17 protein-coding genes are annotated in these 19,195 nt (G+C 50.6%); 6 read left to right on the top strand and 11 right to left on the bottom strand.

Annotated elements, in window-relative coordinates; translation table 11 throughout:
- Positions 1-32 precede the first annotated feature (32 nt).
- The 6 genes from waaC to QMG16_RS00365 all read right to left on the bottom strand — a co-directional run bounded on the left by waaC (position 33) and on the right by QMG16_RS00365 (position 7,955).
- Positions 33-1,109, bottom strand: a complete 1,077-nt coding sequence (gene waaC, locus QMG16_RS00340) for a lipopolysaccharide heptosyltransferase I (protein ID WP_281791691.1) — start codon at positions 1,107-1,109, stop codon at positions 33-35.
- A 267-nt stretch (positions 1,110-1,376) separates the two neighbouring features.
- Positions 1,377-2,282: a lysophospholipid acyltransferase family protein gene (locus QMG16_RS00345; RefSeq protein ID WP_281791692.1), complete on the bottom strand. Its 906-nt coding sequence runs from the start codon at positions 2,280-2,282 to the stop codon at positions 1,377-1,379.
- 110 nt (positions 2,283-2,392) lie between these two features.
- On the bottom strand, positions 2,393-4,168 hold the full coding sequence (msbA, locus tag QMG16_RS00350) for a lipid A export permease/ATP-binding protein MsbA (protein WP_281791693.1): 1,776 nt from the start codon (positions 4,166-4,168) through the stop codon (positions 2,393-2,395).
- Positions 4,169-4,246: 78 nt separating this feature from the next.
- Positions 4,247-5,308, bottom strand: a complete 1,062-nt coding sequence (gene waaF, locus QMG16_RS00355; protein ID WP_281791694.1) for a lipopolysaccharide heptosyltransferase II — start codon at positions 5,306-5,308, stop codon at positions 4,247-4,249.
- Complete coding sequence (locus QMG16_RS00360; RefSeq protein WP_373878697.1) at positions 5,287-6,438, bottom strand: ABC transporter substrate-binding protein; 1,152 nt, start codon at positions 6,436-6,438, stop codon at positions 5,287-5,289. Before QMG16_RS00360 ends, waaF begins: the two co-directional genes overlap by 22 nt.
- A gap of 218 nt (positions 6,439-6,656) precedes the next feature.
- Positions 6,657-7,955, bottom strand: coding sequence for a phenylacetate--CoA ligase (locus tag QMG16_RS00365; RefSeq protein WP_281791697.1), 1,299 nt, complete (start codon positions 7,953-7,955; stop codon positions 6,657-6,659).
- A gap of 683 nt (positions 7,956-8,638) precedes the next feature.
- Between QMG16_RS00365 and QMG16_RS00370 the strand changes: the two genes are divergently transcribed.
- A complete protein-coding gene (locus QMG16_RS00370) occupies positions 8,639-9,364 on the top strand; it encodes a glycosyltransferase family 2 protein (RefSeq protein ID WP_281791698.1) in 726 nt (241 codons plus the stop codon).
- Between the two features lie 6 nt (positions 9,365-9,370).
- On the opposite strand, the gene QMG16_RS00375 is transcribed toward QMG16_RS00370, so the two are convergent.
- Positions 9,371-11,038 (bottom strand): ArnT family glycosyltransferase, encoded by a 1,668-nt coding sequence (locus tag QMG16_RS00375; protein ID WP_281791699.1) that lies wholly within the window; start codon positions 11,036-11,038, stop codon positions 9,371-9,373.
- A gap of 180 nt (positions 11,039-11,218) precedes the next feature.
- On the opposite strand from QMG16_RS00375, the gene QMG16_RS00380 reads away from it, so the two are divergent.
- From QMG16_RS00380 to QMG16_RS00390, 3 genes are all read left to right on the top strand, one after another.
- Positions 11,219-11,881 (top strand): phosphatase PAP2 family protein, encoded by a 663-nt coding sequence (locus QMG16_RS00380; protein WP_281791700.1) that lies wholly within the window; start codon positions 11,219-11,221, stop codon positions 11,879-11,881.
- Complete coding sequence (locus QMG16_RS00385) at positions 11,878-13,491, top strand: ArnT family glycosyltransferase (RefSeq protein WP_281791701.1); 1,614 nt, start codon at positions 11,878-11,880, stop codon at positions 13,489-13,491. Before QMG16_RS00380 ends, QMG16_RS00385 begins: the two co-directional genes overlap by 4 nt.
- Before the next feature lie 160 nt (positions 13,492-13,651).
- Positions 13,652-14,617, top strand: coding sequence for a 2-dehydropantoate 2-reductase (locus QMG16_RS00390; protein ID WP_281791702.1), 966 nt, complete (start codon positions 13,652-13,654; stop codon positions 14,615-14,617).
- Positions 14,618-14,702: 85 nt separating this feature from the next.
- Here the strand turns inward: QMG16_RS00390 and QMG16_RS00395 are convergent, their stop codons facing one another.
- Complete coding sequence (locus QMG16_RS00395) at positions 14,703-14,894, bottom strand: hypothetical protein (protein ID WP_281791703.1); 192 nt, start codon at positions 14,892-14,894, stop codon at positions 14,703-14,705.
- A gap of 229 nt (positions 14,895-15,123) precedes the next feature.
- Here QMG16_RS00395 and QMG16_RS00400 point away from each other — a divergent pair, with 229 nt between their 5' ends.
- Positions 15,124-15,645: a hypothetical protein gene (locus QMG16_RS00400; protein WP_281791704.1), complete on the top strand. Its 522-nt coding sequence runs from the start codon at positions 15,124-15,126 to the stop codon at positions 15,643-15,645.
- 198 nt (positions 15,646-15,843) lie between these two features.
- Here QMG16_RS00400 and QMG16_RS00405 read toward each other — a convergent pair whose 3' ends face one another.
- Both QMG16_RS00405 and QMG16_RS00410 read right to left on the bottom strand, forming a co-directional pair.
- Positions 15,844-16,200 carry a hypothetical protein gene (locus QMG16_RS00405; RefSeq protein ID WP_281791705.1) on the bottom strand — a complete coding sequence of 119 codons (357 nt, stop codon included), beginning with the start codon at positions 16,198-16,200 and terminating at the stop codon, positions 15,844-15,846.
- 215 nt (positions 16,201-16,415) lie between these two features.
- Positions 16,416-16,604 carry a hypothetical protein gene (locus QMG16_RS00410; protein ID WP_281791706.1) on the bottom strand — a complete coding sequence of 63 codons (189 nt, stop codon included), beginning with the start codon at positions 16,602-16,604 and terminating at the stop codon, positions 16,416-16,418.
- Positions 16,605-17,117: 513 nt separating this feature from the next.
- On the opposite strand from QMG16_RS00410, the gene QMG16_RS00415 reads away from it, so the two are divergent.
- The gene (locus tag QMG16_RS00415) at positions 17,118-17,993 is read left to right on the top strand and encodes a glycosyltransferase family protein (RefSeq protein WP_281791707.1); all 876 of its coding nucleotides are present in this window, start codon (positions 17,118-17,120) and stop codon (positions 17,991-17,993) included.
- A gap of 145 nt (positions 17,994-18,138) precedes the next feature.
- On the opposite strand, the gene QMG16_RS00420 is transcribed toward QMG16_RS00415, so the two are convergent.
- Positions 18,139-19,134 (bottom strand): beta-ketoacyl-ACP synthase III, encoded by a 996-nt coding sequence (locus tag QMG16_RS00420; RefSeq protein ID WP_281791708.1) that lies wholly within the window; start codon positions 19,132-19,134, stop codon positions 18,139-18,141.
- Between the last annotated feature and the right edge of the window lie 61 nt (positions 19,135-19,195).

The following is a 19,195-nucleotide window of genomic DNA, read 5'->3' on the forward strand; positions in this document are numbered from 1 at the left end:
AAAGAAGATTCTGTTGAATGAGGGCTCTTGCGCTATTGTCGAAAAAAGTCTTTTGAGTTGCTTCTCTCGTCAATGATCCCAAGAACCCTTTCTAAGGTGAGATTTTTCATGCATTGGACGTCTGCACATTCTTTCCTCCTGTAGCAGGGAGAGCAGGAAAGGTCTTCCCTGATAATGGTGTGAATCGCTCCATAGGGTCCCGTTCTGAGGGGGTTGGTAGGGCCAAAGATGGCGAACACGGGAACCTCGAGGGCGGCTGCAATGTGCATGGGGCCCGTATCGTTGGAAACAACGAATTTGGCTTTTTGGATGACGGCAAGGAGCTCTTTCATGGATGTTTTCCCCGCAAGAGATATCGCTTTGCCCGCAGATGCGGCAAGTACCCGTTCAGCCAGGGGGACATCGGCTTTTCCTGCGACGATGACCGAGGTGAAGGGAAGGCGCGCTGCAAGCTCCCCAAATCGCTCCGGAGGCCATCTCTTGACCCGGGTACCCGCCGATGGGGCCAGAACGATATAATCCTCGGGAAGAGAATCCATCAAAGGGATACGGGTGGGGAAGGGAGGAAGCGGAAATCGCAGTCGGGCAGTGTTGCAGCCCAGAAATGCAGCGATTTTCATGTACCTTTCGACAGCGTGGATGTCACGCCCTCCGCATATGCGATGTGTGTAAAAAAGAGGACTGCCTTCTCTTGCCTCTTTGAATCCGATGCGCCGTTTTGCCCCTGTGGCATAGGAAATGATTCCGCTCCTGAAAAGACCTTGCAAATCGACCACCATGTCAAACCGCTCTCGTCTGATGGCCGAGAAGAGGTGTCTCAACTGGCTGAAAGTTTCTCCAATCCGGGAGAGCCTCTTCCACTGATCCTTGTCGATGATCCAGAGACGGTGGATCATGGGATGATCTTCGAGTATGCCATGGAGCCCTCGAGCGACCACCCAGTGAATCTCGGCTTTTGGAAACCTTTCCCTGACGGCGTTCAAGAAGGGAAGGCTGTGCACGATATCTCCCAAGGCACTGGGTTTGACGATAAGGATTTTTGCAGGGGACACATCCAGATGGAGAGAGCGGGTTTCACCCGCCCAATCCGAGGATCTCTGCTGCGGCATCCCCAATGGGAACGGAGAACTTGGGGAAGATGTGTGCATATCCCTCCGAAACGGCCGCATGGTGTTTTGCATATGCCGGTGGTTGGGGGAAGAAGGAGGAGCCATGCAGAAAGGCTTGTCGGGAATCAAGTTAAGTTCCTCGCTCGGGGGAGAAAAAGATCTGGTCCCTGGAGACCAACCTCTTGGGTTGTTCCAAATCTTTTTTTGTTTCAAAATTTTCAGAGGTGATCCAGGGCTCCAATGTCGAAACCGGCCCGGCCCAGTGGGTCATTGTTTTGGCCAGGGCTGATAGGGACGGGTTTTCCACCTTCTGTGAATCCAGAACCACTGTTCGGGGTTCCGCCTCACGTAACGTTCAATGACCTGGTTGAATTTCGCCGTGTTTTCTTCGATGTCGATGGTGGTGTCTCCCGTTCTCAAAAGGGGAACCTCCGGTTCGATGATCATCTCATAACGTCCGTCCGGCCGGCGAACATTGTAGACGGGAATGACGGGTATCCCGGTCCTCAGAGCCAATACGGCCATGGCCTTATTGGTGCATGCCGATTGGTTGAAAAAAGGTACGAAGACGCCGTCATACCAGTCTGTATTCTGGTCTCCCAGCAGAGCCACGATTTCACCCTGTCGAAGCAGTTGGAGTACCTGCCGGATGGACCCCCTTTTGTGGATGGTGCGGTTGCCCGTTCGGCAGCGCATCCGGTCGATCAATCTGTTCATGAACGGATTGTCCAAGGGGCGCACAATGATATTGAAGGGCAGGTAGCGCAGGGAAAACGCCAGGGACATCATTTCCCAGTTGCCGAAATGAGAAGTTATGACAAGAAGACCTTTGCCCTTCTGCAAAGCGGCATACAGGTTTTCCGCGCCTCTGAATGTGGCGAATCTATCCAGGTTTTCGTGGTTCAGCTTTCGAACATAAGGCAATTCCAATATAACGCGGGCCAGATGGTCAAATACATTGCGGCAGATCTTCTGCCGCTGAGATGCATCCAGTTCATTGCCGAATGCCAGGTTTAGATTCTCCAGGGCGATCTTACGATGGCGCTTGTCGATCCGGTACCAGATCCAGCCAAGCATAGAGGCTATCCTGCGATTGGTCTCGCGGGGCATCTTCGCCATTTTGTCCAGGAGCAATCCAATGAAATGCTCTAAGAAAACGACTTTTTCTTTCACTCTCTATCCTGTCGTTCATCCCATAGCTTTTCGCCGTTTGACGAGGATGATTTTTCATTGATTTTTGAGAGGTCCGATGCCGGAAGAACGTGTGACATAGCGCCGCAACCTCACCTCCCGTGCCCTGCCGCCACTCCAGGCGGAGAAACCAAAGCGGCGGGAGACTCCATCTGCGAAAACTGAAGCTCATAAAGCCTGCGGTATTCACCATTTTCCCTCAGCAGGTCCTCATGGCGGCCTTTTTCGAGAATGCGCCCGTTTGCAAGAGCTACGATAAGGTCCGCATTCTTGATGGTGGAGAGGCGGTGGGCAATGACCAGCGTTGTCCGTCCTTCCATGAGGTTTTCCAAGGCCTTTTGCACTTCCAGTTCCGACTCACTGTCCAACGACGAGGTAGCCTCGTCCAGGATGAGTATGGGGGCATTCTTGAGCAGCGCCCGCGCGATGCAGATCCTTTGCCGTTCCCCCCCCGAGAGCAACATTCCCTGTTCTCCAATGAGGGTATCGAATCCCTTGGGCATCTTCATGATGAAATCGTAAGCATTGGCAGCCCTGGCCGCCGCCATGATTTCTGTTTCGCTCTTCTCGATGCTCCCATAGGCGATGTTGTTGCGTACCGTGTCGTTGAAGAGAATCGACTGCTGGGTCACGATACCGATCTGTGACCTCAAGGATGCGATCGTCACATCCCGAATGTCGATCCCATCGATGAGCACAGCCCCCCGGGTAACCTCGTAGAAGCGGGGAATGAGATTGACCAGAGTGGTCTTCCCGGAACCGCTCACTCCTACAAGGGCTACGATCTTTCCCGCCGGCACCTCTAGGTTGATATCCGTCAGAACGGGTTCATCCCCGTATCGAAAATGAACCCCTTTCAATGCGATTCCCCGTTTGATGGGAGGCAGGACAACCGCCCCCGGCTTGTCCTGGATATCGGGCTGCGTGTCCAGGATATCGAAAACGCGGTATCCCGCAGCCACTCCCTGCTGCAGCGTGTTGTTCGTGTTGCTCAAACGTTTTACGGGTTCATAGAGCATGAGAAGTGCGGCCATGAACGAAAAAAAATTGCCCGGCGTCGATACACCCATGATGACATTGTATCCGCCGTACCAGATGATGAAGACGATGCCAAGTCCCCCCAGGAATTCCATGACGGGGGAAGAGAGTGCCCTTACGGCGACAGACTTCATCGTATAATCCATGAATTTTAGGTTCTCTCCGGCAAAACGCGCCTTCTCATACTCTTCCATGCCGAAGGCCTTCACGATCCGAGCACCGCTGAACGTTTCATGAAGAATGACGGAGAGGTCTCCAATGGATTGTTGGCTCTTGGTGCTGATGCGCCGCAGCATTTTCCCAAATTTCACAATAGGGTAAAAAGCGAGAGGCAAAATAAGGACGGCCATGGAGGCCAGTTTCCAGTCCCGGTAAAAGACGACGGCGAGGAGTCCCACGATGCTGAAGGAATCTTTGAGCAATCCTGTAATGGCATCGGATACGGCTCCCTGAATCTGCGTCACGTCATTGGTGATGCGTGACATGAGGACTCCCGTGGGAGTTTTATCGAAAAAGGAAAGGGAGAGTGACTGGATGTGGTCGTAAAGCTGCTGGCGCAGGCGCGCAATGATGCGTTGGCCCACATGGTTCATGAGATAGGAGTTGCCCCACGCGCAAACCCCCTTGAGGATGAACATCAGCAATACGACAAGAGAGAGGATCTTCAGCATGTCCATCCGTTTGTTCATGAAAATATCGTCGAGCACCGGCTTGATCAGGTAGGCGGAAGCGGCTGTGGATGCAGCGGTTCCCGTCATGCAGATCATGGCAATTGACAGTCTGCGCCAGTGCGGCTTGACATACTGAAACATGCGTTTGTAAATTTTCATGAGTCCTCACTGCTCTTTTCATGTGCGGATAACGAATCCATCGGCTCGAAGTGGTTTTTACCGTGTGCTGCATAAATGTCAAGATATTGTTCCATTTTCAGATTTGGAGGTATGCAGCAAGCTTCGAACCGCCTCCAGCACGTCCCCCACCTCTATGGAGTCCATGCATCGGTGATCCGTCGGGCACTCTCTTTTCAAGCAGGGAGCGCATTCCACGGGCTTTCGAACCACGCGGGAATTGACGGAAAAGGGGGAGGTGGTTGTGGAATCGGTCGGTCCGAAGAGGGCTACAATGGGTACGGAAAACGCTGCGGCCACGTGCATGGGGCCGGAATCGTTCGTTACCATGAGTGCACACCGGGAGAGGAGCGCCATCATCTCACGCACCGAGGTCTTTCCGATGAGGTTGAGGGGCTGTGTATGCATGGCCGATTCGATGTCTTGCCCGAGTTCTCTTTCCGCGGGTCCCCCTGTGAGCAGTATGCGCGCATTGAATTCCTTTGCCACAATGTCCCCCACTGCAGCAAACCGTTCCGGAATCCATCTCTTGGCGGAACCATAGGCTGCGCCGGGGTTGATGGCGATCCATCGTCCATCGCCCAGCTTTTCGCGTGCCCACCGTTTTTCCCCTTCTGATGAAATCAATTTGAGCTTTCCATCTCCTCCCGAAATGCCCAGCCGGTTCAGCATCCAGACATAATAGGCCGTATGGTGCCGGGCGCACCCGGTTTGCCTCACGGGAATGCCGTGAGTGAGTAGAAAACCACGCCCGTCCGTTCGGTATCCAGCGCGTTGGGGTATGCCGGAGAGAAAGGCGAGGATTGCCGCTTCAATGGCATTTTGGAAGAGAATTGCCAGATCGAAATGTTCTCTTCTAAGTTCCGAGGCAAGTTGCAGGAAACCCTTCGCTCCGTGGTGGATTCCCTTTTTGTCGTAGATCACCACCCGGTCGCAATAGGGATGAGGGGAAAAAAGTTCGGAAACGATGGGGTTGGCTAAAACAACCAGTTCAGATCGGGGAAAAGCCGCCCGGACGGCTCCCATGGCAGGAGTCGTCATGACGGCATCCCCGATCCAATTGGTGGACCGAATCAAAATTTTGCGAATACGTTGCCTGTCTAGGGCTGAACCAGAACCCATTTGCCCTTTTCAACCTTGACGATGACCATAGAGTCCGTTCCAAGACCGTTATGGTCTTCCGGAGTCAAGTTATAAATACCACTGATGCCGATGTATCCACGAGTCTGCTCGATGGCGGTCCGGAGTGCTTCCGGATCGGTTCCCACCTGGCGCATGGCGTTCGCAAGAAGGTAGATGGCATCCCACGCATATCCCGAATGAGTATTGATGGGGTACTGCTGATCGTAGTGATAGGTATCCTTGTAAAGGCTGATGAATTCTTCGATAACAGCTTTCTGAGGATCGGTGTCGGGGAGTTGATCCACGACCATCAGCTTGGTGGAAGGCATGATACTGCCTTCGGACGCATCGCCGGCCAGTTCTATGTATTTGGGATCCGGCTGTCCGTGACATTGCAGGAGCGGTATAGTGAGGGCAAGCTGCTTGACATTCTTGGCAACCCGGGCGCCTGCAGGCCCTATGGTCCAGCAGACGAGACCTTGTGCTCCGCTGGCTCTGATTTTGACAAGTTGCGGGGTCATGTCCGTATCCGCTACGGCAAAGGCTTCTTCAGCCACGATTTCCAGCCCGTATTCCGGCGCCAGCTGCTTCAAAACATTCAAACCATCCTTTCCGAAGCCGTCCGTAGCCGTCAGGAGTGCAATCTTAGTCAATTTCCGAGACTGGAGGTAGTCGTAAACTTTCTTGACGGCGACCGTGGTGCGCTGTGGGGTCTTGAAGGTCCAGCGGAAGGGGCCGAACTTGCCGCCCGCAATGACGGGATCTCCTCCAATGGTCATGATGATGGGGATATGAGCTGTATCTTCAATATAGGATTTGACTGCCATGCCTTCATCAGTTCGGGTCGGGCCGATGAGAGCAACGACCTTTTCTTTTTCAACCAGACGCTTGGCCTCCATGAGGGCCTTTGTCGGATCACTTTCCGTGTCGCCAACCACCAGTTCCAGAGGGCGCTTGTTGATTCCGCCTCCCTTGTTGATTTTGTCCACAACCATTTGTGCTACGAGTTTGGTCGGAGTCCCGATGGTGGCAGCGGGACCGGATAAAGCAAAAAAAGCGCCGATCTTGATGGGTTCCTGTGCCGACGATGAACCGGCCAGACACCAGGAAAAGATCATCACCAACCCCATGAGACCGCCGCACCGGGCACGGGCAAAAAGCCTGTTCTTCATGAATTTTCTCCTCGTTTCCCCCAAAGTTTAAGCTTCGAACCTCTTCAGGCACCCGGCTTTTCGTGTCCTTTTCTGCCCGGTGTTCGAGGTTCCCCCTCTGTTCCGAGATCCCTTCTCATACTTGCCTGACGCGAGTTTTCACCCCATTACCGGGCGAAAACTTCTGCCACGATGCATCAACTCTCCATGGAGCGATGATCGAAAACGCGTTTGCTTTTGCGTTCCGTGCGGGGCAGTGTCCCGTAGTCCAGCACTTCCACCCGGGTACGCACCAGGATCTGTTCGCGAATTTCCGAGATGATGGCATCCGCAAGCTGTTTGTCGACATCGGGAGAATCATCGTACAATCGTTCCACCTTGAGAAGCATCACATCCCGGCCGTCTTCCCGCCGGTTGAGATGAACCTGATATTCGCTCCCCAGGCCTGGAATCTGTGAGAGCACATGGTCGATCTGACCGGGATAGATGTTCACAGCGCGGAAAATGAACATGTCATCCGATCTGCCCATGAGATGATCGTGGCGGGGCAGGGGATTGCCGCACGAACAGGGTTCCGGGATGAGTCGTGTGAGGTCGCGTGTGCGGTACCGAATGAGGGGCGCGGCTTCCTTGCGCAAGCTCGTTACCACCATTTCTCCGATTTCTCCCGGTCGAACCGGTTCAAGGGTTTCAGGGTCGAGAATTTCCAGGATATAATAATCCGCCCAGTAATGAACTCCTTCGTGCGCGATACACTCGAGCCCCATTCCCGGCCCATAGAGTTCCGTCAACCCGGTGATGTCGAACAAATGCTCGGCACCTGTGATTTCCTGGATTCGCTGGCGCATTTTCCTGCTGTGACGTTCAGCCCCGAAAATGAACTTCTTGAGTGCAATACGGTCTTTGAGCCCCCGCCGTTCGATTTCTTCCGCGATGAGCAGCGCCATGGATGCGGTGGCACAAAAGACATTGCTCTGCATGTCTTCCAGAAGCTGGCAGTGAATTTCCGTGTTGGCGGGTCCAACTGGCACTGCCAGGGCGCCGAATCGCTCGCAGCCCAACTGAAAGCCCACGCCTGCGGTCCAGAGTCCATAGCCCACTGCGATTTGCACCCTGTCCGTCTGAGAGATCTGCGCCATTTCGTAGCATCGCGCAAACATTGTGGCCCAGTCGTCGATATCCTTTTGAGTGTAACAGAGAACTTTGCGCTTTCCTGTGGTTCCTGAAGATGCATGAATACGGACAATTTTTTCGAAGGGAACGGATTTCAGAGGAAAGGGGTAGTCCGATTGCAGGTCATGGGCGGTCACGAAAGGGAGGCGGCGCAGATCATCCAATGTGCGTATTTGGTCAGGCGAAACGCCTACTTCGTCCAGTCTTTTGCGGTAGAAGGGCGAGTTATTGTATGCGTGAGCGACAGTCCATTTCAATCCTTGAAGCTGAAGGGCTTCCAAATCCTCTCCGGAGGTACGAGCCGGCATGAAAGAAATACTCATTAACAAATCTCCTTGTCTCTAACAACTCATGGCACTTCGGATGACTTTCAGCTTGGTAGTAGTTCACCGCAGAGGCGCAAAAGGCACAAAGAAACAGGTCTTGGAGGCAGGAACGAAACGTTTTTGTATCGAAGCCTCTCTTGAGAACACAACCCCGGAATCGTTCTCTGCGCACACTGTGCCTTTGTGGTGAACGCTGTTCGGCTTGAGCTTGAAAAATGCCACTATTCTGAGAAGAAATTTCAATATGGCACATGTGTGAGAAGTGCCTTCGCCATGTTCCACCTCTCCATATCACAAAAGAACACAAATTTTGACAAAAACTGCAAAATAAAACCTGGTGAAATGGCAGGGTCTATCGAATGGCGAAAAAAATGGAATTGAGGGGGTGTCGGAAGTGACAATACCCTGAGAGAGCCATCAAAAACGAGAATCGTCGTCTTCTCGAGATTCATTTTGACAAATGGTCTTACGAAAGATTATGAATCAGAGTCTTTGCAGAATGCTATGGCTTTTGTTTCTCGATAGACATCCATTGGATAAGGTGGCCCAAAAAGCAGGTTGAGTTGAGGGTAGCGAAATCCAAAAGGAGTTTTTGTTGGCTTTCTTGGCAAAAAACGTGCTCAATCCAACCTGCAAAACTAAAACAATGAATAAAATCTGGCCTGTTTGATATGTACACTATGATAGAAGTTTCAGTTATTATCCCCATTCGGAATGAAGCAGAAAATATCGATGCGTTGGCCAAAGAGTTGACGTCGGTCTTCATGCGGACTCCATGGACATGGGAATGCCTTTGGGTTGACGATGGCTCTACAGATGCCAGTCTTTCCATTTTGCAGGAAATTTGCCGAAACGATTCTCGCCACCGCTATCTATCCTTCCAAAGAAATGCGGGGCAATCCGCGGCGTTATGGGCCGGATTCCGTGAGGCTCGCGGGGAAATCTTTGCGACCATTGACGGAGATGGTCAAAACGATCCCGCCGATCTTCCCATACTCATCCAAATGGTCGCTTCGGGGGAAACCGATATGGCCAACGGATATCGTGCGAAAAGGCAGGATACCCTCATGCGAAGGCTGTCATCCAGGATAGCCAATGGATTCAGAAACCTGATGACCGGCAAGACCGTAAGAGATGTGGGGTGTTCCACGCGAGCCTTCCAGCGGGATTGTGTGGAGTATCTTCCAAGATTTGCCGGAATGCACCGTTTCCTTCCAACGCTTGTGGCAATGCAGGGTGGACGCCTGGCCGAGGCCCCCGTCAACCACAGGCCCCGGCTGCACGGGCAGAGCAAGTATGGTCTGCGCAATCGCCTTTGGGTGGGGCTGGCGGACACTTTCGGAGTCTTATGGCTGCGCAAGAGGGCTTTCAGTTACGAGGTCGCCTACCGCAGTGAAACCGATTGAAAGGGATCAGGAAACGGGTTCTGGCTGGATGTCGTAAATCTTTAAGGTGATCATACGTCCCTTTGAATAATGAAATCCCTTCAGCGTTCGAATCAAATGCAAAGAGAGCCCCAGTTCCTGAGCTTTTTGGAGGAATGCCTGTTCCTCTTTGTTGGATACGATGGCTATGGCGCCCGGCTGCAGGTGAAGGGTTTCAGCTGCCTTTTCCGGTGAAATCAAACCCGTTTCCGTCCCCATCAAAAAAACCAGGCTGGGTTCATGATAGCCTGCGGCGACGATGGTTCGCTTCAACCCGCCCGGGCTTGCGGTGTGCTCTGAAATCGTCTGAGCGACGCTTCGGCTCAGCCAGAAAGAGTTGACTCCGGGGAGAATCATCTGAAAAGTGGGAGCAAAGATGAGAACCGCTCCCACGATTGCGGATGCCAGGGCGTTGCTCAGCTTAAGGCGTCGAATGTACCACACCGTGCTTCCGATCGTGAGGGTGGCTGCGGCCATGGGCCAGAGGGCCAGCGGATCGAACCTGCCGTCCAGGAACCAGGGGAGGGAGGGGATTCCCGCCAATGCGACAATTCCTGCGAGAGAACCCACTGCAGCGGCGCCCCATCGCGGCCAGAATCGAGGCCACTGGAAATTTTCTTTCTGAATGGCATAAACGGTTCGTGCCGTCAATAACGCCAGGGCGGGGTAGGTGGGCATGATGTAATGCGGGAGTTTGGTGGGCACCAGCTCGAAAAGGATCCAGGCCGGGAGGATCCAGGCGATGCAGAACCGTTCCGGAGCACAGGTCCGCCTTTCCCATGCATCCCTCAGGGTCAAACCGATGCACATGGAAGCCGGCCAGAAAGTCACGGGCAGGAGCAAAAGGTAATAACCGGGTTTGAAGCCGTGAGATTCTTGGCCGGAAACCAATTTTGGCAGTAAGTCGTTCTGGATGGCATCGGTGAAGAAAGTGCCTCCCGTGGCCTTTGTAATGGCGATGCCCCAGGGGAGGACCATAAATGCCACCAGTAAAATCCCGGGCAGCGGGCGAAGTTCTTTGAGCCATGCCGCTTTTCGGTCTATCAGAACGAGAGTGAGGATGGTCAGGGTAGCGATCAAGGGAACGATGGGGCCCTTGATCAGGATGCCGATACCCTGGGCGACCCAGAAGGTAGCGGCAAGGCCCAGCCCGTGCTTACTTTTTGGATTTTGCAGGTAAAGCGACGACAAAGCACCTTGGGAGGCAACGACGGCAGCGAGCAAAGCCGCATCGGTGGTGGCCTGATGTGCTTCAAAGATGAGGAGAAGGGAAGCCGACAACAGAGCTGCACCCAGAAAAGCTTCACGGGAACCGATGAGTCTCTTTCCGAAGGCAAAAGTGAGTAAAACTGCCAATGTCGCCCCTATAAAGGACGGGATACGATACGGCCAGATGTGCCCGCTCGCTGAAGCACCAAGCGCTTTCACCATCGCCGCCTGAAACCAGTAGATACCGATGGGCTTCTTGTTGCGCGGCTCTTCTTGAAAGCGGATGCGGACATAGTCTCCGCTTGCGATCATTTGCCGCGTAGCTTGGACAAACCGGGCTTCATCGCGATCTATAGGAGGAAGGGTCGTCAAGCCGGGAATGTAAAGGGCGGTGCACAATAAAATGAGCAATGCATAAGCCCTTACTCCATCAAAATGAATTTGCACTCTTCTCCTCCCGAAAGACTCTGGATTCCATTTTTTCGTGGCGAATGCCCGCAAGAATTTTACTGTGCAATCGCAGCCAGGGAGAATATGAAAGACAGCTCCAAATGGCAAGAGGGTTTGACGGCAATGCGAAGGGCAACGATTTTTATTTTCTCATGAAAGGGGTTGATACAGTATCTCATGGATCTCTTTAAAGATCATAAGTATTCAAAAAATATTTTGTTTTCACTAGGTTTGGTCATTTTGTTCTGTGTTTTTTCATATTATTTCATAGATAAGCCTGTAGCGATTTATTTTAAATCCTCTAACTATAATGTGTTTGGACTTTTTGATTTTATTACGAAGTTTGGCGTTTCTACCTGGTATCTGGTTATTTCCTTCTGTGCATTCCTGTTTTATAGGTATGTGATAAATAACAAGATCTATTCCAATCAGGCTTTATTTGTCTTTTTGTCCATTGCCGTTTCCGGACTGCTTGCCGATTTAATCAAATTGGTTTTTGGGCGCTATCGACCCAACATGTTTTTTGATAAGGGTTTGTATGACTTTACTTTTTTCAAAGCCAAATATGCTTTCAATTCATTTCCATCCGGTCATGCAAATACAATCACAGCCTTAACCTTGGCATTGTATTTTTTATATCCAACATACAGAAATATCTACATAATCGTAGCGATTTCCGTCATTTTGAGCAGGCTGGTCCTCTGCTCACATTTTGTCAGTGATGTGGTGTTTGGAGCCTATCTGGCAATTCTCACAACCCTGTATCTCAGGAACTATTTTGACGAAAAAGGAATACCGCTCCTATCCGAACGAATAGGGAAAATGGAGAATACGGCATGAAAAGATTCCCGCTTGGCGGGTCGCTTCAAAACTTGTCGTTGTGGAAAGTAGTTCTTCTTGCGATCGTTGCCGTTACGGTGTTTCAAGGAACACGCGGGCTTTTTGAAAGCACGGAAGGGCGATACGCAGAATGTGCGCGGGAAATGCTTGTAACGGGCAATTTTCTTGAGCCCTCACTGGAATTCCAACCCCACTGGACCAAACCTCCGCTGACATACTGGGGAATCGCCGGAGGCATGATGCTTTTGGGACAAAATACCTGGGGGGCAAGGGCGTTCCAGATACTTGCCTTCTGCCTCACCGTTTTCTGCGTCTATGGTTTGGCCGGATGCCTCTGGGGAAAAGACGTCGCCCCTTACGCCGCTCTCGTGTATGCTACGTCCCCCTTTCCTCTGGGTGCCGCCAATTCCGTTAATGCGGATACGCTTCTCACCTTGTGGGAGTCCCTCGCACTCCTCTGTTTTTGGATAGGAATAAGACGGGACGGCAGTTGGGCGTTCCATCTCATGTGGCTTTGCCTGGGAGGGGCCTTTTTAACGAAAGGTCCCCCCGGTCTGATGCCTCTTTTGAGCATTTTACCCATTTACTGGCTCCTGAGGAAGAAGACGCGAGAGGACTTTCCCTCCCTTTTCCCTGCTGCCGGAATCCTGCTTTTCGTCCTGGTGGGATTGGGCTGGTATTTATTTGAAATCATGACCCATGAGGGATTATTGCAGTATTGGACTAGGGATGAAGTTGTAGCGCGGATCGCCTCAAATGAGTTTCACAGGAACTCCGAATGGTATAAGCCTTTTACTATCTATGGCCCGGTGTTGATTTTCGGGGGATTGCCGTGGATCGGACTCATTGTCTGGAGGCTCAAGGCCATTCCCTGGCCCAAGGGGTGTTGGACAGACGTGGGCTATTGGAAGCAGAATCCTGAGTGGCTTTTTCTTTTGCTGAGTTTTTTTCTCCCCCTCCTCATCTTTTCCCTGAGTCGCTCACGGCTTCCTCTGTATGTGCTGCCCTTGTTCGTCCCGCTTGCCGTTGCATTGGGCAAAGGAGTTCATTGGCTGATGACAAGAGGGAAGGTTTCCCTTGCTACGATAAACCATCTGGCTCTTCTGGCGGTGGCGCTCGTGGTGGTCGGCAAAGGCGTTATGGCCTACAGAGCCTCCCCTCGAAATATGGGACAGCTTGCCCGGGCAGTCCAGGAAGCTCGCAGGGAGGTTCATGGCGCACACCTCTATTTTGTGGACGATAAGCCCATGTATGGGCTCCAGTTTTATTTGAAGGACCAGTTCACACGGGTTGTGCATGAAGATGTGGAGCCGGAATCTCCCTCCATCATTCATGTTTCCCAGCTGCCTGCCCGGATTCAGGCCGACTGTTCTAAAGGGATGCTAGCAATGCTCCTCATGGCCAGAGATCAATTGGGACGTATTCAGGAGATTTTCCCTCCCGAATTCATGCAGGACGTGAAGCTTGAAAATAAGACACCGACCGGTACCCTGTCGGCATCCTCTGAAGCAGGGGATACGGGGAAGGAATCTAGGCCTTCCGGGGCAAGGTTTGCCGTAAAGGAGATCGATAAAAAATGGGCACTTGTTTTTCCATGCCCGCAGCCGTAGGTGCAAGCTGGGAAATGAATATTTGCTGTTCTGAAAACTAATAGTTACCTTGTTGTCGGCTGGTGTTTCGGCTCAATGAGCGCACCATTCCATCTGGATGCCCCCTCGGACATGATGAAGCCAGAGAAATGGGATTTGAATCAGAGAAAGGATATTCCTCATGATACCCAACACGACAAATAATATCTCCTCCTTCCAACCGAAAGTCCTGATCGTCGGGACCGGTGCCATCGGCTCTTATTATGGCGGCAAGCTGGCGCAAGGGGGTGCTCATGTCTCCGCCGTATGCCGCTCGGATTACGAAAAGGTGAAAAACCATGGGATATACGTTGAAAGTGTGCGTGGAGATTTTCACTTCATCCCCGAAAAGGTCGTTCGCAGCGTGGATGCCTACGGTGATGTCCCGGATTACATCTTGGTGGCAACCAAGGTTGTTCCCGAAGCCGATGTACCCAAGCTCATCAAAGCCGCCATCGGCGAGCAGACCGCCATCCTGCTCATTCAAAACGGAATTGAGATCGAAGAACCGGTGGCCTCAGCCTTTCCGAATAATGAAGTCATAAGCGGACTGGCCTTTATTGCCGTGAGCCGTGTAGGTCCGGGGCATATTCGTCATCAGGATTATGGTCGCCTCACCCTTGGATGTTATCCTTCAGGTGTTTCGGAAAAAGCGGAAAATCTTTCAAAACTCTTCGAAAAGGCGGGGATACCCTGTGACGTGACTCCAGATGTGGTTACTGCGAGGTGGAAGAAACTGGTCTGGAACGCTTCTTTTAATCCCGTTTCGGTTCTGGGAGGTGGCGTGGACACTCAGACCATGTTGAATGGGAAGGAATCTTCCCGCTTATTGAGAAAGGTCATGGAGGAAATCTGCCTGGTGGCTAAAGCAGTAGGACATGAACTTCCACACGATATCGTCCAAACAAATATCGATGGAACTTTGGTCATGAAACCTTATAAAACGAGCATGCTGCTGGATTTTGAAGCCGGGCGTCCCATGGAGGTGGAAGCCATTCTGGGAAATGCCGTGCGTGCTGCAGAGCGGTCCCAAGTTGCTGTTCCTCATCTTGAGAGCCTTTACGCCCTTTTGAAAATGGTAGATCAAAAGAACCGGCGTACCTTCTGATGTTGTTCTCTTATAAGAGGGATGCGGGCGTTTGGACCTCCGACATCCCTCTGACGAATACTTTTCGATGCAAAGAGGTCTAGATTTAAATATTGCCCATATGTTCTTCTCTGTAGCGTTTTACCACGGTTTCATCGACTAATCCTCGAACTTTTGCCACACAGGAATCGTCTGCACAAGCTTTGGGCCAGATGGAAGGAATGACCTCCATGATGAAACGCTTTTGGTCTTCTAAACTCAAATTCATTACAGCCGATTTGACTTCATCGAATGTCATGATATCCCCCTTGGTAAAAGGTTGAAGATGCAAGAACCATGGCCCTGCCTTCGCAAACCATTCCGTCGAAGGCAATCAATGAAATATGTAAGACTAAATTAAGAAGAAAAAGAATAAAAATCAAGAAGATGTGAGCCGAGAATATCCGTTGTGAATTAAAATGTAAGGTTAGTGGAAATCAAGAGAGGACTTTTTCTAATGAAATCCACTGAGACGTGATGGAATGCATATGATGAAGACAATCCTGATCGATGCCTCCTCAGCTATTCTGCTCTACAAGGCAGACGCTTTCTCTACACTGATCCATGTGTATGATCTCAGAATGACGCCATCGGTCTTTACAGAACTTACCCGCGAAGGCTACCTCGGTACCGAGGTATTCAAAAGATGCTGTAACCGGGTGACTCGGTGGGAAGGATCAGCAGAAGGGATAAAATTCATGCCTGACGGATTTCCGCCTCTGCCTCACCTGGGCAATGGCGAGCGCGATACAATTGGTCAATATCTGCAAGGAATAGGAAATTTTATCATTATGGATGACGGTAGAGCCGCCGCCTACTGCAGGGACAATTCCATCCCGTATATCAACGCGCTTCTGTTTCCTCGCATTCTCTACCTATCTGGAATTCTCTCCCAAACGGAGTACCGCCGCAAAGTGGATATTCTCATCCAGGTAGGAAGATATTCGAAAAAGATCATCGAGTATGCAAACCATTGCGGTCTGAAAGACGTGGAATTTTTCCTTCCCTGAGAAAAAGCTCTTTTCCCGCCTTTTTCGTTTTCAAGGCTGCCATGCCAGATTCAGCCAAAAAGATGAATTCATGGGATCGTTTGTGGACACGATGGCTGATTTCCTGGTGCTTCCTTTGCAACTTTTTAGATCGATGATGAGAGTTATCTGTCCCTCGCCGCCAGGAGGGATGATCCGGTCGAACCGGACGTCGCAGCCTCAGCCGACAGTGACCTTTATGATCTCCAGGTCTTCAGTCCCAATATTTCTCATTAGAAAGGCATGTTCGATTTCGCTTTTGCCGGTGACTTTTCCGAAGGCGTAGGTAGATTCTTCAATTTGTAAAGCAGGCCCCTGGAGGGGAGCCGAAGAAACAGATACCGACTGAGCGGCAGCATGCATCGGACTTCCAGTCCCAAAAACCTGCGTGAGGATACAGAAGAGGATTATCCTGAAAATTTTTTCAAAATATGGATTCATATTTATATATCTTTCCTTATTTATATCTCTCCATGATCCTTTTCTTCGAATCCTTGTATTCTTTTTCAGAAATAACACCTTTGTTGTAGGCCGCATCCAGATCCAACAGTTCCTGCCCCAAGGTCGTAGACCTCACTTCATTGACATTTTTCGCTCCCCCACCGCCGCATCCGTTTATGCTGAGGATAAAAAATAAAAAAATCATGAGTACAATCCATTTCACGCGGTTCATAAACTTTTCCTTTATTAGCGCCCCCTATGCTTCGAAGTGGCCGTACAGTATTTTTCTGAATATCTATTGTCGAACGAAATCAAAATTTCCAGATTCCTTTGACCCCCAAGAATTTGTTATCCAGAATGCCTCCATTCCTGTTGGTGTAACGTTCCGTTTCATCCTGACCATAAGAATCGGGTTTTCCTATATATACTTTGGCATCCTGATTTGCTTCTCTATCCAGGACACCGGGGTCTGGTGTTCCGGGAGGCCTTTGATGCGGCACATAACAACCCTCCATACACAATGAAAAGCATATGAGTAATCCATAAAACAGCATACGAGTTAACAATACTTTCATAATGCACACCCCGAATGAAAAGATCGGCCTCATAATCCGATCTGGCTGGTCTTTCACAGAATCCGCCGCAGTCCACCGGGCTGAAAACGTTCTGTTCATTATGACTGTTCACACACTGGTTTAGAAATTTTAGTGCAATTTTCCAGGAAATTCCAAGTGGTTTTTTGTCATTAAAAAAACAAGATCTTACATAGAAAATAGACCTCCGGGAACTTTTTTCATCGTTCGAGGGTGCCGCCCTCGGAATGAGAATTTATATGAAAAAAAGGCTCATGGTTCATAGCTCATAGCTCATGATAACATCGCTTTTCAAGAGCGTTTCCCGTTTTCCCTGTTGTCTTTGCCTTCTTTCATTTTTCGTTGTAACCGTCCCGGTCGTGGGGTTAATAGAGAAAGGGGCTGTATGAAAATTTCGATATCTTCGGAGAATATTTTATTATGAAAATCAGTGGATTTACTTTTATTAGAAATGGTGTCATTCTAGGTTATCCTTTTGTTGAATCCATAAAATCCATTCTGGATATATGTGATGAATTTATTGTGAATGTTGGTTCCAGTTCAGATAATACCATTGATAGAATTAAGGGAATAAATTCATCTAAGATAAGAATAATAGAAAGTGTATGGAATGATAAATTAAATATTAAAGGATATACTTATGCACAGCAAAAGATGATAGCCCAATACAGCTGTACAGGAGATTGGCTGTTTTACCTGGAAGGTGATGAAGTAGTACATGAAAATGATTTGGACAAAATTGTCCATACAATGAAGCGTTCAAACGACAATAAACATATTGAAGCCATATCATTTGACTATTTTCATTTTTATGGAAATCATCACACCATTGCCGTTTCTCCAAGATGGTATCGGCGGGAAGCTCGTATCATTCGAGGAGATATCCGCACCATATGTCCTGATTCCCTGTTTTGGTGCGTACTGGGGAAAAGGAATACATTAAGAGGGTATCCAAGAGCCGTACACAGTGGTGCAAAGATTTACCACTATGGGTGGGTCCGAACCCAGGAACAGATGAATGCCCGCAGCAAACAGGTCCAGAAATATTGGGGGAATGCCCACAGGGACATAGACTACGGAGAAGTGGATCCTCGGTCGCTTTCTCTGTTTGAAGGAAGCCATCCATCGGTAATGAATCATTTCCTACCGAAGCATGCGAAAAGAGAGATTTTCAAAACCAATCCCAATTACAAGTTGACTTGGAGAGAAAAAAGGCACCGTTTCTTAATGATGCTTGAAAAGACCCTCAAAATGGATTTCAGTAAAAAACACTACATCCCGGTTTCCAACAGGTGAAACGAGAGTTGATGAGTATGATCGCTCGGCATGTTCAAGGTGAACGGCACTGGGACCGCAGGGATGGCAGGCTGACCTTCGCTGCTCTGCGGTCCGCTTTGCTGATTGGGTCGATGGCGACAAGGGGCTTGCCGCCGGAAGGCGGCTACCAGCGCAGGAGTATCGAAGCCCAGGTAAACCCCGAGCCGAAACCCATGAGTAACAGGAGATCCCCCCGTTCCAGCTTCCCTGAACGGTGGGTTTGGTCCAGGAGGAGAGGAATGGACGCCGCGCTGGTGTTCCCGTATTTCTGAATGTTGCTCAAAAATTTTTCCTGGGGAAATCCCAGCCGTTCCGCCACCATCATGTTGATGCGCTGATTGGCCTGGTGAGGAATAACATACTTGATATCCTCGCGTTTCACGCCACTGCGCTTGATGCTGTTCTCTGCGATCTCGGTCAGCTGCACCACAGCATGCTTGAAAACCGTTTTCCCGTCCATTTCGGGCCAAATCTCGGCGCTGGTAAGGGTTTCCGGCGAAAGATACGGCTTTCGCGAAATATCCCACACTTTCATTTGTAGGCATGAAGCGTAGTTTCCGTCTGCGTGGAGTTCCGAGTAGAGAATGCCGCGGTTGGAGTCTTCAGATGCGGTGACGACTGCCGCCGCGGCTCCATCCCCGAAAAGGACCGCCATGTTTCGCCCTCGATCCGTGAAATCGAGAATGCTGGAGTGCACTTCGGCCCCAACGACAAGGATCTTCCGGTAGATTCCAGATCGAATGAAGGCATCGGCAGTGGCCAGAGCGTAGAGGAAACCCGCGCATTGATTTCTGATGTCCATGGCGCCGATGGGGCCGATGCCCAGCTTGGCCTGGAGGTAACAGCCTCCGCCTGGAAAGTTCTGATCGGGAGAGAGTGTGGCAAACAGGATAAAATCAATTTCCGAAGGGGACATCCCAGCGTCGGCCAGAGCATTTTTGGAAGCTTCCAATGCCAGATCGGAGCAACTGACGCCATCTTCGGCGAAATGCCGCTCTTCAATGCCGCTCCGCGTCCTGATCCATTCGTCGCTCGTGTCCATCAGCTTCGAAAGATCATGGTTTGTCACCACTTTGGGGGGTACGTAACTTCCCGTGCCCGCAATCACACTTCTGACCATTTATTTCTCCTCAGTTTAAATTGTGGGAAAGGATGCAGGGACCGAGTGATTCTCCTGTATC

The organism is Desulforhabdus amnigena, from assembly GCF_027925305.1.
GTDB classification, from domain to species: domain Bacteria; phylum Desulfobacterota; class Syntrophobacteria; order Syntrophobacterales; family Syntrophobacteraceae; genus Desulforhabdus; species Desulforhabdus amnigena.

Bases quoted from the DNA above. Each gene is read 5' to 3' on its own strand.
- waaF (WP_281791694.1), bottom strand. From the start codon at position 5,308: ATGGGTTCTGGTTCAGCCCTAGACAGGCAACGTATTCGCAAAATTTTG.
- QMG16_RS00360 (WP_373878697.1), bottom strand. From the start codon at position 6,438: ATGGGGTTGGTGATGATCTTTTCCTGGTGTCTGGCCGGTTCATCGTCG.
- QMG16_RS00400 (WP_281791704.1), top strand. From the start codon at position 15,124: ATGATGAAGACAATCCTGATCGATGCCTCCTCAGCTATTCTGCTCTAC.
- QMG16_RS00380 (WP_281791700.1), top strand. From the start codon at position 11,219: ATGGATCTCTTTAAAGATCATAAGTATTCAAAAAATATTTTGTTTTCA.
- QMG16_RS00370 (WP_281791698.1), top strand. From the start codon at position 8,639: ATGATAGAAGTTTCAGTTATTATCCCCATTCGGAATGAAGCAGAAAAT.
- QMG16_RS00405 (WP_281791705.1), bottom strand. From the start codon at position 16,200: ATGCGGCCTACAACAAAGGTGTTATTTCTGAAAAAGAATACAAGGATT.
- QMG16_RS00395 (WP_281791703.1), bottom strand. From the start codon at position 14,894: ATGACATTCGATGAAGTCAAATCGGCTGTAATGAATTTGAGTTTAGAA.
- QMG16_RS00415 (WP_281791707.1), top strand. From the start codon at position 17,118: ATGAAAATCAGTGGATTTACTTTTATTAGAAATGGTGTCATTCTAGGT.
- waaC (WP_281791691.1), bottom strand. From the start codon at position 1,109: ATGCCGCAGCAGAGATCCTCGGATTGGGCGGGTGAAACCCGCTCTCTC.
- QMG16_RS00385 (WP_281791701.1), top strand. From the start codon at position 11,878: ATGAAAAGATTCCCGCTTGGCGGGTCGCTTCAAAACTTGTCGTTGTGG.
- QMG16_RS00420 (WP_281791708.1), bottom strand. From the start codon at position 19,134: ATGGTCAGAAGTGTGATTGCGGGCACGGGAAGTTACGTACCCCCCAAA.
- QMG16_RS00390 (WP_281791702.1), top strand. From the start codon at position 13,652: ATGATACCCAACACGACAAATAATATCTCCTCCTTCCAACCGAAAGTC.
- msbA (WP_281791693.1), bottom strand. From the start codon at position 4,168: ATGAAAATTTACAAACGCATGTTTCAGTATGTCAAGCCGCACTGGCGC.
- QMG16_RS00365 (WP_281791697.1), bottom strand. From the start codon at position 7,955: ATGAGTATTTCTTTCATGCCGGCTCGTACCTCCGGAGAGGATTTGGAA.